Raw genomic sequence first — 13,823 nt, 5'->3', positions numbered from 1 at the left:
AGGAAAAACATGCTTTATATAAATGAAACAGAATCTATCTTACAAAAAGAAACGTGGGAAAAGGTTAACAAAAACTTACTTGCTAAAATGTTAGCGGAGTATATGTACGAAGACATGATTCGGCCTGAGGAAGAAGGAAGCGGTTTTGTTTTCTCTGTTGGCCCTGATCGGAAATACCGTTTTAATGCAGAAAAACGATTTTTTGACAGCTATGATGTAGAGGCGGCTTCCATTGAAGTGTTTGAAGATGGAAATTGGAAACCTGCTACCAATGCCATACGTTTTTTAACCGATATTCAGCCGTTGATCGGCATGTCTGCTGAAACAGCAGGACATTTGATCAAAGAATTAAATCATACCCTAATTGCTGATGCTAACTTACTCATCAATCATAGAAAAACATCTGATGAGTTAGTAGACCTGGATTATGCCGAGCTAGAGGGTGAGATGTCCGGTCATCCATGGATAACGTATAATAAAGGCCGTATCGGGTTTGGATTTGATGATTATGTAAAATACGCGCCGGAAAACCAACAGGAAACAAAGCTTTTTTGGATCGCCGTACATCGTGATCGTGCCCAGTTTCATTCTGTGGGGGAACTCCATTATGAGAAGCTGATCATGAGAGAACTGGATGGTGTACTTGTTCAGCGTTTTAATGAAATTTTGCGAGAGAACGGTAAGTTACCGCTTGATTATTTCTTTATGCCGGTACACGAATGGCAATGGAAAAACATCTTGATTCAAAACTATCCTGAGGATCTGGCGACAGGTATGATCGTACCACTTGAAGAAGGTACAGATCATTACTTGCCGCAACAATCGGTTCGAACGATGGTAAACAGAACAAATCCGTTGAAGTCTCATGTGAAGTTGCCCATGAGTATTTTAAATACGCTCGTCTATCGTGGACTTCCGGCAGAGCGTACGGTCATCGCACCTCGTGTGACAGAGCATATTAAGGGTATCTTTGAAAAAGACAGTTTCTTGCGTGATGAATGTGAGGTTGTTCTGCCTGGCGAAGTGGCGAGTATCAATGTCGATCACCCCCATTATAGCAGGTTAAAAGGCGCTCCTTATCAATATTTAGAAATGCTCGGTACGATCTGGCGCGAGAGCATTTACAACTATTTAAAAGATGGCGAACAGCCTATTACGCTTGCTGCTCTTCACCATGTAGATGTAAATGGAAAACCGTTCGTTCAAAGTCTTATTGAAAAATCAGGTTTAACGGCTGATGAATGGATGAAGAAGTTCTTTGATGTTATAATGCCCCCGCTGCTTCATTTCTTATATCAGTACGGCACAGTTTTCTCGCCGCATGGTCAAAACACCATCCTGATATTAAAAGACTATAAGCCCGAAAGATTAGCAGTAAAAGATTATGTGGATGACGTTAACATTTCAGATCAGCCATTCCCAGAGTTAGAGGGTGTAACGGAAGAACTCAGAGCGGTATTACGCAGCGAGCCGCCCGAAGGATTGACTCAATTTATCTTCACAGGACTGTTCATCTGTCACCTCCGCTATATGTCGAATGTTATGGTGCGTAACAGTCTTATAGAAGAAACTGTGTTCTGGTCCCACTTAGTGGCGAGTATTGAGTCGTATCAGACCCGGTTTTCGCATTTAGAAGAACGCTTTAAACTGTTTGATTTCTTTAAGCCAGAGCTTACAAAATTATGTCTAAATCGAAATAGAATGGTAGACTACGGCTATAATGATGGAGATGATCGCCCGCATGCATCAGAATATGGTAAAGTGCGAAATGCGCTGCATATAATAAGAAATAATAAAATACAAGCAGTTTAATAGTGGAAGTAGTGGTTTTCTCGGCTGAGAAAGCCACTTTTTTTGTTGGTGGAGCTGATAAAGGTCGAAAATCTGTTAAATATGGGTGTGAACAACGGACAAGAGTGCGTAAACAGCTTTTTTTCGGGTGAACTTTTGTCGAATGGTGGAGTGAATGGACCAAAATCGGGCGAACGTGTAACAGAAAAAAGAACACGTACTGTAAACAAAGTCCAATTTTATAAAACTGAAACTTCTGTTTTTAAATTTTGGTATGTCATAATATGGTAAGGAGTTAGAACAAGAATATGGCCTGTTAGTTAAAGGAGATAGGGGTACACTTACTTTTCAAGGTACACGTTATTTAGGTTTTAAAAGAAAAAGGCAAACGGATCCTTGTGAAAGAGAGGTACTGTTAATGTAACTTTTAACAAAATAAGATAATGCTGATATTTTCAACTTCTCAGCAAAAAAATGCTGAAAATCTGTTTATCTCGTAGGAGATAGAAGATAGAAGTACAAGGCAAGAATTTGAAGATACATACAGAAAGTAGTGAGTGAACTGGATTCAAAGGCATTATGGGAGCAGTTAAAAGAAGAAGCAGAAGAGCGATTTAATTTTCAAGTGCTAAAATGTACCCCGATTCAGCGTGGCTGGCTCAATCAAAAGTGGAAAATGGAAACGAATAAGGGGACATTCCTTATCAAGCAATACAACAGGGAGAGAATGAAAAGATACGATCTTCAAACCGTGAAATCTGCACTACACATTCAAAACTATTCGTTTCTAAACGGTATACCTTGCCCAGAACTTCTAACCCATGATGGAGAGGTTTTACATAAGTCAAAGTATGGTGAACTTTTTACTGTGATGCGTTTTATGGAAGGTGATCTAATAAAAGCGGGAACAGCAACAACACAGCAGATGGAGTCATTAGGTGCGTGGATTGGGAAACTTCACAACGTGTTTAACGATGGACATTTACCACCAAAAACAGAAACTGTGTTTCAGCTTCCAACGATTGGGGAACGCCTTGCTTATTGGGATTCTGTTCTATCACATTGCGAGGAAGAACACTATAACCATCTTAAACCAGCTTTCCAGCTGCAAAAAGAAGCAACAAGTACTTTGGATGATTCTGATTTTAAAAGTTTGACTCCTGGATGGTGTCACCGTGATTTATGGGTAGATAACCTTTTGTTCTCAACAAATGAAGTAAAAGCTATATTGGATTATGACCGCATGAATTTTGATTTTATCGAATTAGACTTAGGCAGAATTATAATTTCCACGTGCTTACTTAATGGAAAACTAAATCAGGAAGCAGTACAGGCATTTGTTAAGGGATATCGAGATACAAATAAATTATCAATTGAAAAGTTAATAGTTTCTTTAAAATTGGTCTGGTATATGGAAAGCACATGGTGGGTCAGTATTATCCCTCATGAAGGAGAACCTCCGAAACGCTTTAAAGAGGAGATAAATTGGTTAGCTAAAAATCTAGGGAATCTTGAAGACATACTCCTGGAAAAAAGAAGCAAAAACATTCATGTTTTGAAGTAAGAGCTTAAGGGAAATTCCTCACTAACAGATAAGAGGAGTGGTTAAGTGGAGACGAAACAATTATGTTTGCTGAAAAAAGAAGATATGACAAATCCAGAAAAAGTACCAGCTTGGGTCATTGAAGAGTATAAGACCTTTCATGAAACAGTAACCAATAAAACGTTTCCTTGCTACTTTGGAATGGCAGCTGAGAATAAAGGAGAGCTTCGCTATGCGTATATTACCCATGATGATTGGTCGAATCTGCCCGAAGCGATCCGAGAGTTTAACAAACTTTTTGATGCACCAAAATTAATTCGTCATGGATTGTTCGTGTTCGTGGAACCTGAGAAAGAAGAAAAAGACATTCCGTATTACCGGGATTACTTCTGGAAGATCCTCCAGTCTCTACATGAGACAGATGATCAGCCTTGGCCTGAACATATTCCGAAGGATCCAGATCATCACTTATTTGCTTTTTCATTTGATAACGAACCTTATTTTGTCTTTGGGAATGCTCCTGCATATAAGCAGCGAAAAACAAGAGACCTTGGGAACAGTTTAGTTCTTGGATTTCAGCCGCGCCGTATTTTTGAAGGTCTTGAGGGGACATCCCCAGGCGGCTCTATGTCTCGAGAAAAAGTGCGGGAACGAGTAGAAAAGTGGGATAACTTGCCAAAGCATCCAAACATCAGTCATTATGGTGACCCGGAACACCGCGAGTGGAAGCAATATTTTATTGGCGACGACGTTGAACCAATAACGGGGAAATGTCCGTTTCATCACAAATAATAAGCAAAAGGACTCCTCTTAATGGAGTCCTTTTTTGTTTGTCCATTCGTGTTCCAGCATACTAAACAACAATGAATCTCTTCGTCGCCTGTTAACATATACCTCTCCTTTATTCTTTTATGATAATCTAATCTTATCCGTAATTACCATTTGTTTTTCGTAGAGGGTATTAGATCTTAACAATAATAGGAGAATCAAAAAATGAATTTAAAAGATATTGCGATTGAAATGGCTTCTATCTATCGACTAAACCCGAAAGTAAAAGCAGTATTATTGGCAGGCTCCGTTTCACGAGGTTGGGAGGATAAGCATTCTGATATTGAACTCAATATTTTTTGGTCAGAGGAGCCAACTGATGTTGAACGAAAGAATCCCATCAAAGAAATCAATGGTTCGATCATTGATTTTCATCCCTTTGAAGAGGAAGAATGGGCTGAGAGTTATTTAACACCGCAAAATGTAAAATTAGAAATCAGCAGCTTTTTAACAAGTACGGCTGAAAAGTGGATTAATGAGGTAGTGAAAGAGTTTGATATCAACTATGGCAAACAGTGCATGGTTTCTTCTATTTATTACGGACAATGTTTATCAGGTGATTCCATTATTGAAGAGTTAAAAAAGAAAGTTAAAACCTATCCCGATCAGCTTGCAGAAAATATGATTGAAGAAAATTTAGCCCTTTGGTATAGATGGAACAATCGCAAAGCCCTATTAGACAGGGAAGATTGGCTGATGCTATATGATCTTATAGGAAGTGTTCAAAAAAAGTTAATGGGTACCCTATTCGGTTTGAACAAATTATATATTCATCACCCTTCGTTTAAATGGATGCACAAATACGGTGAAATTTTTACGATTAAACCTAAAAATGTGGATGACCGATTATCGACTATTCTTATTGGTGATGTTCAGAAGGGTTTAAAAGATTTAGAGCTTTTGATAGAGGAAGTTTTTCAACTTGTAGAAAAACATTATCCTCATCTTGAATTTCTTGAATCATACAAAGAAAAAATGGCTTTTGTTCGGCCGGAAAACAGGATCTGACTAAGATAAGAGTATAAATTCTGCATCATACATACACAATAGAAATAGCCATTCGGGTGGATTCTTCTTCTCGGGTGGTTTTTATTTTTTACACGTTCGCACAAAAAGACCCTTGTTTATGCAATTCAATCTTAGTTTCACGCAGTTCGATTCCAGTTTCACGCCTGTTTGCCTTTATATTACGCAAACCCATTTTTTTATTAGTCAGCTGTTTTATTAAGGATTGATTGGAAGGAAGATAACTTTTTCCATATTTGGAAAAACTGAAAATAAGGAAATGGAACATGCAAATAACGTTTACGGGACTATTCATATAGGGAAGAGCCTTATAAATACCTTAAGAGTGTATGGAGGATTATAAATGGCTACCGTAATTAAAGGAGAATACAAACACGTGAATTGTGACAGTGAATATGGAGCATTGAAAAAAGTTATTGTATGTGAACCAAAGCATATGAAGATTGATGAAATCATAAATGAAACTCAACGTCATTTTGCTAAAGACAATATCAACATGAAGCGTGCGATGAAGCAGCATCAGCAATTTGTGCAAACGATGAGTGACAACGGTGTTGATGTTTATAAGCTTCCTGCTATAGAAAAATTCCCCGAACAAGTTTTTACCCGTGACATCGGATTTACGATCGGTGAGACTGTTTTTGTTTCGAGGATGGGCAGCAATATTCGAGACGGGGAAGAAAAGGTGCTTCGGAATTGGCTGTTAGAGCATCAAGTCAATCTATCCCTTATAGAAGGAGACCGTATTGAAGGTGGAGATGTAATCGTTCATGGTGATACGGTTTATATCGGACTGAGTGGAAGAACATCAGAGGAAACGATTGAGGAAGTGAGAGCGCAGCTTCCCAATATGAAAGTAGTCACGATTCCATTTGATCCTATTTTCTTGCATTTGGACTGTGTATTTAATATTTTATCAGAAAAAGATGCCATTATTTATCGCCATGCTTTTGATGAAAAAGACTACCAATTCCTAGCATCTCAATTTGATGTGATTGAAATTGAAAAGGATGAACAGTTTACGATGGGTACGAATGTATTGTCGATTGGTGATAAAAAAGTCTTAAGTCTTCCTGTAAATGAAAAGGTGAATGCTTCAATGAGAGAAAGAGGATATGAGGTTATCGAAGTTGATATCTCTGAAATCATCAAGTCAGGCGGTTCGTTCCGTTGCTGTTCAATGCCGCTATATCGTGAAGAAATGCATTAAAAGAAATGCAAAGTCTCTGCCAAAGGGCAGGGGCTTTTTCTATGGACGAAAAGCCTTAAACTGTCTGCTGAGCACATATTTTGATGTGGAAAGGGAAAAGGATATTAATCTTTCATCAAGGAGGGTATTATGAGAGCAGTTACTTTTCAAGGAACAAAAGACATTCAGGTTAAAAACGTTGCGGATCCGATTTTACAAAAGAAAGATGATATTATCATGCGCATTACATCAACAGCTATCTGCGGTTCAGATCTCCATATCTATCAAGGGGCACTGCCAACCGAAAAAGATTATGTCATTGGGCATGAGCCGATGGGAATCGTGGAGGATGTTGGTCCAGAAGTAACGAGGGTAAAAAAGGGAGATCGAGTCGTTCTGCCGTTCAACATTTCGTGTGGCCATTGTTTCTATTGTAAGCATGATATGGAAAGTCAATGCGATCATTCAAACCCCAATCCTAAAGTTGATACTGGCGGATACTTTGGGTTCACAGAAAGGTATGGCAACCATCCTGGCGGACAAGCTGAACTGCTTCGGGTACCATTTGGCAACTTTATGCCTTTTGTCATTCCTGAACATTGTGAACTTGAGGACGAGGCACTTTTATTTATGTCTGATGTACTTCCAACAGCGTACTGGAGCATTGAAAATTCTGGAATGAAAGAAGGAGATACTGTTGCTGTCCTTGGATGCGGCCCGGTTGGATTAATGGCTCAAAAATTTGCCTGGATGAAAGGTGCTAAACGTGTGGTCGCCATTGATAACATTCCATATCGTTTAAACCATGCTGCAACGAAAAATCGATCAGAGGTTTATAATTTTAATGATTTTGATGATATGGGTGCTCATATTAAAGAAATCACGAACGGCGGAGTGGATGTTGTATTAGATTGTGTAGGAATGGATGGCAAGAAATCAGTCGTTGAGAAGGTCGAACAGAAATTGAAGATACAAGGCGGGACACTCAGTGCCATTGAAATCGGCCTGAATGCTGTCAGGAAATTTGGTACGATACAGCTTACTGGCGTATATGGTTCCATGTACAACATGTTTCCGCTCGGAAATATCTTTGAGAGAAATGTAACGTTAAAGATGGGGCAGGCTCCTGTTATTCATTACATGCCAATGCTTTTTGATAAGATCATGAACAATGAGTTTGATCCCACTGAAATAATTACGCACAGAGTACCGCTTGAAAAGGCTGGAGATGCGTATAAGACGTTCAATGATCATGAAGATGAGTGTATAAAAGTCGTATTAAAACCATAGAGTGCAAAAAGGAGCTTGGACTTTCCAAGTTCCTTTTACATTTCTAAGTGTGAAATTTCTTCTGCCTGAACGGGTGCTCCGTGCAGCGGAAGGACGATCGTAAATGTAGTGATATTATCGTCTGATGAACAACTGATTGTACCGTGATGTTTTTCAATAATTTTCTTGCATACAAACAGTCCGATCCCTGTACCCAATTCTTTTGTAGTGAAAAAAGGCTCAAAGATGGTTTTCATGGCTTCCGGTGGAATAGCAGGACCATTATTTGAAATGGTTATATGTACGTTAGAGTTATTTTCAGTTTTACTAAATATCATGATGCGTCTGTTTTGCTTTTTTTGACGCAGCGCATCGATTGAATTCATGATTACATTAAGCAGAACCTGTTTCAACTCGTCCTTGTGTGCCCGAAGTGAAATCGTAGGATCGATCCTTGGTATGACATTTACGTCCGCGTCTACTAAGCTCGGATACATAAAGTCAAGAATATCCGTGAATAAATCCTCTAATGCAAAATCCTCTGCTTCACGTTCTTGTACCCCTTTTTTTGAGGCATGAAGAAATTGAGAAATACGAAAGTTCAGCTGTGTTAATTCATGACTAATAATATCAATATATTTCATATTTGGATCTTCTTGCTGCATGAGCTTCACAAAACCCATAACAGCCGTTAAGGGATTCCTAAATTCGTGAACAAAGCTTGATGACATCTGTCCTAAAATGGTCAATCGTTCTTTATGGCTTTGATCAATGAACGTTGTCTTTTCCTGAATCTCTGCATCTTTTAGCTGTGTGTACTTCTTAACGGCATGGTACAGAAACTCATCAAATAATGAATTGATCGTTTCGATAACAGGCTGAAGCTGATCAATGGATATGCCAGAGCCCGTCACAAAACGAACGATCTCACTACGTCCTAAATTTACATTATAAACAAACTCACCGATGTTGATTTTTGCTTCTAACCGCTGTACAGCTACTTCATGTGCGAGCTGCATGATCTTTTCGGGAGATAGCTGGTTTCGTAAAGAAAGCTTCACTAACTTCAGCATATGCAGTGCATTTTCAATCACTTTTTCTTTATGTACGTCATGATTTGATATGACGACTTTCTGTTGCCAATCTTGTAAGTAAGTAGGTAGGTTTTCATCCATATAAGTGATCAAACTCTCAGTAATGTCCAACGCTCGCACCTCTTTCAACAATAAAATCATGGAAAGAATGAATAGATAATTTGATATATAAAAGTATGTATACTACATATAGTAATAGAATTATAGATGAATTGCTATATACAGTTTATATTTTTCTCGTGAAAAAGTGAAAAACAGGTAGGTAAATCGACAGCAGACCTCGAAATCTAACATAATCCTCAATCCTATACTTTTTCTTTATGAGTGAAATACTATCCTTTAAAATTTTCTAATTATTCGAAATATATTTTATAGATTTTCATAATATGAAATTTTGACATTGTACAAGTCTACCTTTTTCAATACGATGAACGCATATTGGAAAAGGTGGCCAGTAAGCTGACTTCAACTAAATCATAGCCGTTTGAGGGGGAGAACTGGTGATCTCATCTGTTCAAAAAATTTCAAGGATATTAAATTGTTTCACTAAAGATGAACCAGCACTAGGAAACTTGCAGATTGCAGAAAAGTTAAACATGAATGCGAGCACAGTTCATCATTTAATTCGAACACTTTGCTCTGAAGGCATATTGATTCAAGACAGTCAGAAAAAATATAGATTAGGTTGGAAATTGCTAGAATGGAGCAACCACGTCATGTATCAGCAGGATATCAATACAGAGGCACTTCCTTTATGCGAAGGTCTTGTCAGAAGATTTAATACAACCGTTCATATTGGAATGCTGGATCGTGGTGAAGTACGTTTTGTGCTTAGAGTGGCTTCTTCCAATTCAGTTCCAGTCCCTACGTTTATCGGTGATACAAAACCTGCATATTGCACGAGTACAGGAAAAGTATTACTAGCTTTTAACCCCTCCATGATAAAACCTACTATTTCAAAGGGGTTGCTTCGTCGCGCTCCGAATACGATTACTTGTGTTGAAAAATTAAAAGATGAACTTGCGATGATTCGTAAAAACGGTTATGCCATCAGTAATTATGAAAATGAGATGGGGTTGTATGGCATAGCTGCACCCATAAAGTCATATACCGGGCAGACCATCGCGGCACTTAATATGGTTGGCCCCGTATCTTATATGCTAGGACAGGATACCCCATCCATGATTCATCATGTTGTAAAAACAGCAGAGTCGATCTCAAAGGAATTGGGTTATATTAGCTTTTTATAATAACGCTTACAATAGATAAGCTAGATTTTTCAAATGGACAGATTAATAGGAGAATCGGACAAATTAAAGAAAAGCAGGCTCGGATCGTAAACATCGTTATAAAGAGCGGCTTTTTTATTTTTCGCATAAATAAAAATTGAGGTAACACGTTTCCTCTAATTTTCAACACATCATCAGATTTTAGTTGTATTCAATCGTTTATTATAAAAAAATTCTGATAATTTCATAATATGAAATTCCTGCATAGATATATGAAAGCGCTTTCTTATATAGTGGTATCAAATTCAAATACTTAAGGGAGGCAGAAAGGATGGGAATTAGAACTGGTACACAATATATCGAAGGGCTAAAATCACGTTCACCCGAAATCTGGCTAGAGGGCAGGAGAGTTACGGATGTTATAAATGAACCTGTTTTCAAACAGCCAATTGAAGAGATAGCAAAGCTATATGATATGCAGCATGACCCGAAGTATCAAGATGCGATTACTCATATCTGCGAGGAAACTGGTGAAAGGGTAAATAATGCTTTTCTGCATCCCACTACCTATGAACAATTAATGGCACGTAGCCAGCTATTTGAAATTTATGCACGATCTACTTTTGGGCTGATGGGCCGAACACCTGATTTTTTAAACGTTGTTGTTACAGGCATGGCTCATAACGGCTGGTTCTTAGATCAGTACAACCCAGAATGGTCTGTAAACATTAGAAATTACTACAATTATATAAGAGATAACGATCTGTTTTTAACTCATGCGATCATCAATCCTCAAAACGACCGCAGCAAGAACTCTCATGGTCAAAAGGATATGTTTACGCATCTTGGAGCAGTTGAAGAGACACCAGAAGGCCTAATCGTACGCGGAGCAAAGATGCTGGCCACATTGGCTCCAATTACAGATGAAGTGATCATCTATTCGTTCCCAGGCTTTGCACCTGGGGATGAGCGCTATGCATTAGCTTTTGCAGTACCCGTGGACACTCCGGGACTTAAACTTCTATGTCGTGAACCGATGCAGGATGGGAAGCGTTCACAGTTTGATCATCCGTTAGCATCAAGATTTGAAGAGATGGATGCGCTGCTCGTATTTAACGATGTACTCGTTCCGTGGGATCGTGTGTTCCTTTACAACAATGTAGAAGCAGCTAACCTTCTATATCCTAAGACAGGAATCGCTCAGCAGCCTGCACATCAGTCAGGCGTAAGAGGCTACGTGAAGCTCGCTTTTGCAACAGAAGTCGCTTGTAAACTAGCAGACTCCATCGGTGTAGATGGGTATCTGAACGTACAAAACGACCTCGGTGAACTTGTGCAGAACGTAGAAGTGATTCGCTCGCTGTTAAGGGTAGCGGAATATGAGTACGAAACAACAGCGTCAGGCGAAGTGATGCCGAATGCAGCAGCACTTGAAACGATCCGCGGCATGCTTCCTAAGATGTATCCAAGGGCCATTGAAGTTATACAGATCATTGGTGCAGGCGGATTATTGATGTCACCGACTGGCAACGATTTTAACGCACCTGAAATCCGCAGTGAGATTGATAAGTATTACCTTGGCCGTGACGGTGTGGATTCGCTGGAACGCGTTAAGCTGTTCAAGCTCGCATGGGATCTCTGCGGAGAGGCCTTTGGTCAGCGACTTGTACAATATGAGCGCTATTACACAGGTGACCCGATCCGTAAGAGAGCTATCTTCTACAACGGATATAAAAGAAAGGCAACGTTCTCCATGGTTGATGAGGCACTATCTGTAACAAACCAATTTGTTAAGGACCAGCCTAAGCTGGCTAAATAAAGGGAGGTAACTAGTATGAGTACAACGACTATGAAATCTTTTAACCTATTAAAATGGATCGACGAGAACAAAGACCTGCTCAAGCCCCCTGTTAATAACAAAGTCATTTGGCAGGATTCTGAATTTATCGCGATGATCTTAGGCGGACCAAATAAAAGACGTGATTTTCATGTAGATCCTTCAGATGAGTTTTTCTATCAAATCAAAGGAAGCTGTTATGTAGAGATCATTAATAAACACGGCAAGCGCGAAGTAGTTGAAGTAAAAGAAGGAGATGTTTTTATGCTGCCGGCGATGGTGCCTCATTCACCACACCGTGTTGCTGATTCTTATGGCCTGGTGATCGAACGTAAACGTGCACAAGGCGAGCTCGAAGATTTCGTTTGGTTCTGTGACCGCTGTGATTCAGAGATGCATCGTGTGACTGTTCAGTTAAGTGATATTGAAAAGCAAGTAAAAGAAGCGATCCATAGCTTCAACTCTAATGAGCGTGTTCGTTTGTGCAAGGATTGCGGCTATCAGGTGCCAGAGAACGTGGAGGAATGGAAGTGCTGAGAATCGACTTTCACACACATATCATTCCAGAGTCGTTTCCTGACTTTGCTGAAAAGTATGGTGGGGAAAGGTGGCCTGTTCTAAATAGGACGTGCGCATGCGGAGCAGCCATTATGGTAGGCGGAAAAAATTTTAGAGATGTTACTGATCAGGTATGGGACCCTAAAAAGCGAATCGATGACATGGATCGTGAAGGGGTAGACATTCAGGTGCTATCTCCAATCCCTGTGACGTTTTCATACTGGGCGCCACCTGAACAAGCTGAAGCAATGGCAAAAATTCAGAACGATTTTATTGCTGAGACTGTAAATGAATATCCGAATCGATTCGCCGGACTTGGAACCGTACCGATGCAGGATGCAGAGACGGCGATCAGGGAAATGGACCGCTGTATGAATGAACTCGGGCTTCACGGTATCGAGATTGGAACAAATGTGAACGGTCAGAATTTGGATCACCCATCATTTATAAAGTTCTTTCAAAAGGCGGAGGAGTGGGAAGTTCCACTTTTTATTCACCCATGGGAAACCCTAGGAAAAGAAAGAATGCCAAATCACAACTTTATGTACACGATCGGAATGCCGAGTGAAACAGCACTTGCTGCAGCTGCATTAATCTGGAGTGGAATGATGGAGAAATTTCCAAAGCTGAAGATCTGCTTCGCTCATGGCGGAGGATCTTTTCCTTACTTGATTCCGCGTCTTGATCAAGGGTGGCAAGTTTGGCCGCATCTGCGTCTGACTACACATCCGCCAAGCCATTATGCAAAGCAGTTTTATTTTGACTCATTGAACTATGACCCGATGAACATCCGTTATATGATGGAACGTTTTGGTTCGGACAAGATTTTTATGGGATCAGATTATCCGTTTCTTTTGCGTGAAGTGAATCCAGGTAAAGTGCTGGATGAAACACTCGAACTAACAGATCAACAGCGTAAAGGGATGTTGGGCGGAAATGCAGCCGAATTTTTGAACCTTGAGAAAAGGAAGCGGGGTGCAGCTGTTGCAAGTCATTCAAACACCTGAGGATAAACTTGAAGCGTTAGGCGTTGTATTGCCGCAAGTACGATCGGCTGTTGGTAACTATGTAGGCTGTGTAAGAGCGGGCAATCTTCTTTTTACAGCAGGACAAGGTGTCGATCAGTACCACGGAAAGTTGGGAGCCGATCTATCAGTTGAAGATGGTTATAAAGCTTCCAGACAGTCCATGTTGAATCTGCTGGCTGTTGTGCAGAACGAGCTTGGGAGCTTAAACAAAGTAAAACGGATCGTAAAGCTGCTCGGATTTGTTAACTGCACAGAAGATTTTGTTGATCAGCCAAAAGTTATCAACGGTGCGTCAGATCTTCTTGTTGATATTTTTGGTGAAAAAGGCAAGCATGCCAGATCAGCAGTTGGAATGGCACAGCTGCCAGGCGGCACCGCTATTGAGATCGAGATGATCGTTGAAGTTGAAGAAGAGAAGGGGGACTAAGAAA

At 39.9% G+C, this 13,823-nt stretch carries 12 protein-coding genes; 11 read left to right on the top strand and 1 reads right to left on the bottom strand.

All coding sequences use genetic code 11. The annotated features are described in order from the left end of the window. Positions 1-9: 9 nt before the first annotated feature. The 6 genes from IEV52_RS16515 (at position 10) to IEV52_RS16485 (ending at position 7,667) form a co-directional block, all read left to right on the top strand. Positions 10-1,812, top strand: a complete 1,803-nt coding sequence (locus IEV52_RS16515; protein WP_188403584.1) for an IucA/IucC family protein — start codon at positions 10-12, stop codon at positions 1,810-1,812. A gap of 532 nt (positions 1,813-2,344) precedes the next feature. Next, entirely contained in the window at positions 2,345-3,355 is a 1,011-nt protein-coding gene (locus IEV52_RS16505) for a phosphotransferase (protein ID WP_188403583.1), read from the top strand. An 84-nt stretch (positions 3,356-3,439) separates the two neighbouring features. Then, positions 3,440-4,126: a YqcI/YcgG family protein gene (locus IEV52_RS16500; RefSeq protein WP_188403964.1), complete on the top strand. Its 687-nt coding sequence runs from the start codon at positions 3,440-3,442 to the stop codon at positions 4,124-4,126. Between the two features lie 201 nt (positions 4,127-4,327). Beyond that, complete coding sequence (locus IEV52_RS16495) at positions 4,328-5,170, top strand: DUF4037 domain-containing protein (protein WP_188403582.1); 843 nt, start codon at positions 4,328-4,330, stop codon at positions 5,168-5,170. 361 nt (positions 5,171-5,531) lie between these two features. Next, on the top strand, positions 5,532-6,398 hold the full coding sequence (locus IEV52_RS16490; RefSeq protein ID WP_188403581.1) for a dimethylarginine dimethylaminohydrolase family protein: 867 nt from the start codon (positions 5,532-5,534) through the stop codon (positions 6,396-6,398). Between the two features lie 129 nt (positions 6,399-6,527). Beyond that, on the top strand, positions 6,528-7,667 hold the full coding sequence (locus IEV52_RS16485) for a zinc-dependent alcohol dehydrogenase (RefSeq protein WP_188403580.1): 1,140 nt from the start codon (positions 6,528-6,530) through the stop codon (positions 7,665-7,667). A 35-nt stretch (positions 7,668-7,702) separates the two neighbouring features. On the opposite strand, the gene IEV52_RS16480 is transcribed toward IEV52_RS16485, so the two are convergent. Continuing rightward, complete coding sequence (locus IEV52_RS16480; protein ID WP_229754320.1) at positions 7,703-8,851, bottom strand: histidine kinase N-terminal domain-containing protein; 1,149 nt, start codon at positions 8,849-8,851, stop codon at positions 7,703-7,705. A 389-nt stretch (positions 8,852-9,240) separates the two neighbouring features. Here IEV52_RS16480 and IEV52_RS16475 point away from each other — a divergent pair, with 389 nt between their 5' ends. From IEV52_RS16475 to IEV52_RS16455, 5 genes are all read left to right on the top strand, one after another. Further along, positions 9,241-9,990, top strand: coding sequence for an IclR family transcriptional regulator (locus IEV52_RS16475; protein ID WP_188403578.1), 750 nt, complete (start codon positions 9,241-9,243; stop codon positions 9,988-9,990). Positions 9,991-10,300: 310 nt separating this feature from the next. Further along, positions 10,301-11,788 carry a 4-hydroxyphenylacetate 3-hydroxylase family protein gene (locus IEV52_RS16470; protein ID WP_188403577.1) on the top strand — a complete coding sequence of 496 codons (1,488 nt, stop codon included), beginning with the start codon at positions 10,301-10,303 and terminating at the stop codon, positions 11,786-11,788. Positions 11,789-11,803: 15 nt separating this feature from the next. Next, positions 11,804-12,343, top strand: a complete 540-nt coding sequence (gene nbaC / locus IEV52_RS16465) for a 3-hydroxyanthranilate 3,4-dioxygenase (RefSeq protein ID WP_188403576.1) — start codon at positions 11,804-11,806, stop codon at positions 12,341-12,343. After that, positions 12,331-13,371, top strand: a complete 1,041-nt coding sequence (locus tag IEV52_RS16460) for an amidohydrolase family protein (RefSeq protein WP_188403575.1) — start codon at positions 12,331-12,333, stop codon at positions 13,369-13,371. Before nbaC ends, IEV52_RS16460 begins: the two co-directional genes overlap by 13 nt. Then, positions 13,349-13,819 (top strand): RidA family protein, encoded by a 471-nt coding sequence (locus IEV52_RS16455; RefSeq protein WP_188403963.1) that lies wholly within the window; start codon positions 13,349-13,351, stop codon positions 13,817-13,819. Before IEV52_RS16460 ends, IEV52_RS16455 begins: the two co-directional genes overlap by 23 nt. The last annotated feature ends 4 nt before the right edge of the window (positions 13,820-13,823 follow it).

The organism is Fictibacillus barbaricus (genome assembly GCF_014635025.1).
Classification (GTDB): Bacteria; Bacillota; Bacilli; order Bacillales; family Fictibacillaceae; genus Fictibacillus; species Fictibacillus barbaricus.
Note: the sequence above shows the minus strand (reverse complement) of the source record. Positions and strands in the feature narration are given on the sequence as shown.

What these genes read in the sequence shown, in the direction of transcription:
- IEV52_RS16515 (WP_188403584.1), top strand. Translation starts at nt 10, where the DNA reads ATGCTTTATATAAATGAAACAGAATCTATCTTACAAAAAGAAACGTGG.
- IEV52_RS16500 (WP_188403964.1), top strand. Translation starts at nt 3,440, where the DNA reads ATGACAAATCCAGAAAAAGTACCAGCTTGGGTCATTGAAGAGTATAAG.
- IEV52_RS16495 (WP_188403582.1), top strand. Translation starts at nt 4,328, where the DNA reads ATGAATTTAAAAGATATTGCGATTGAAATGGCTTCTATCTATCGACTA.
- IEV52_RS16490 (WP_188403581.1), top strand. Translation starts at nt 5,532, where the DNA reads ATGGCTACCGTAATTAAAGGAGAATACAAACACGTGAATTGTGACAGT.
- IEV52_RS16485 (WP_188403580.1), top strand. Translation starts at nt 6,528, where the DNA reads ATGAGAGCAGTTACTTTTCAAGGAACAAAAGACATTCAGGTTAAAAAC.
- IEV52_RS16470 (WP_188403577.1), top strand. Translation starts at nt 10,301, where the DNA reads ATGGGAATTAGAACTGGTACACAATATATCGAAGGGCTAAAATCACGT.
- nbaC (WP_188403576.1), top strand. Translation starts at nt 11,804, where the DNA reads ATGAGTACAACGACTATGAAATCTTTTAACCTATTAAAATGGATCGAC.
- IEV52_RS16460 (WP_188403575.1), top strand. Translation starts at nt 12,331, where the DNA reads ATGGAAGTGCTGAGAATCGACTTTCACACACATATCATTCCAGAGTCG.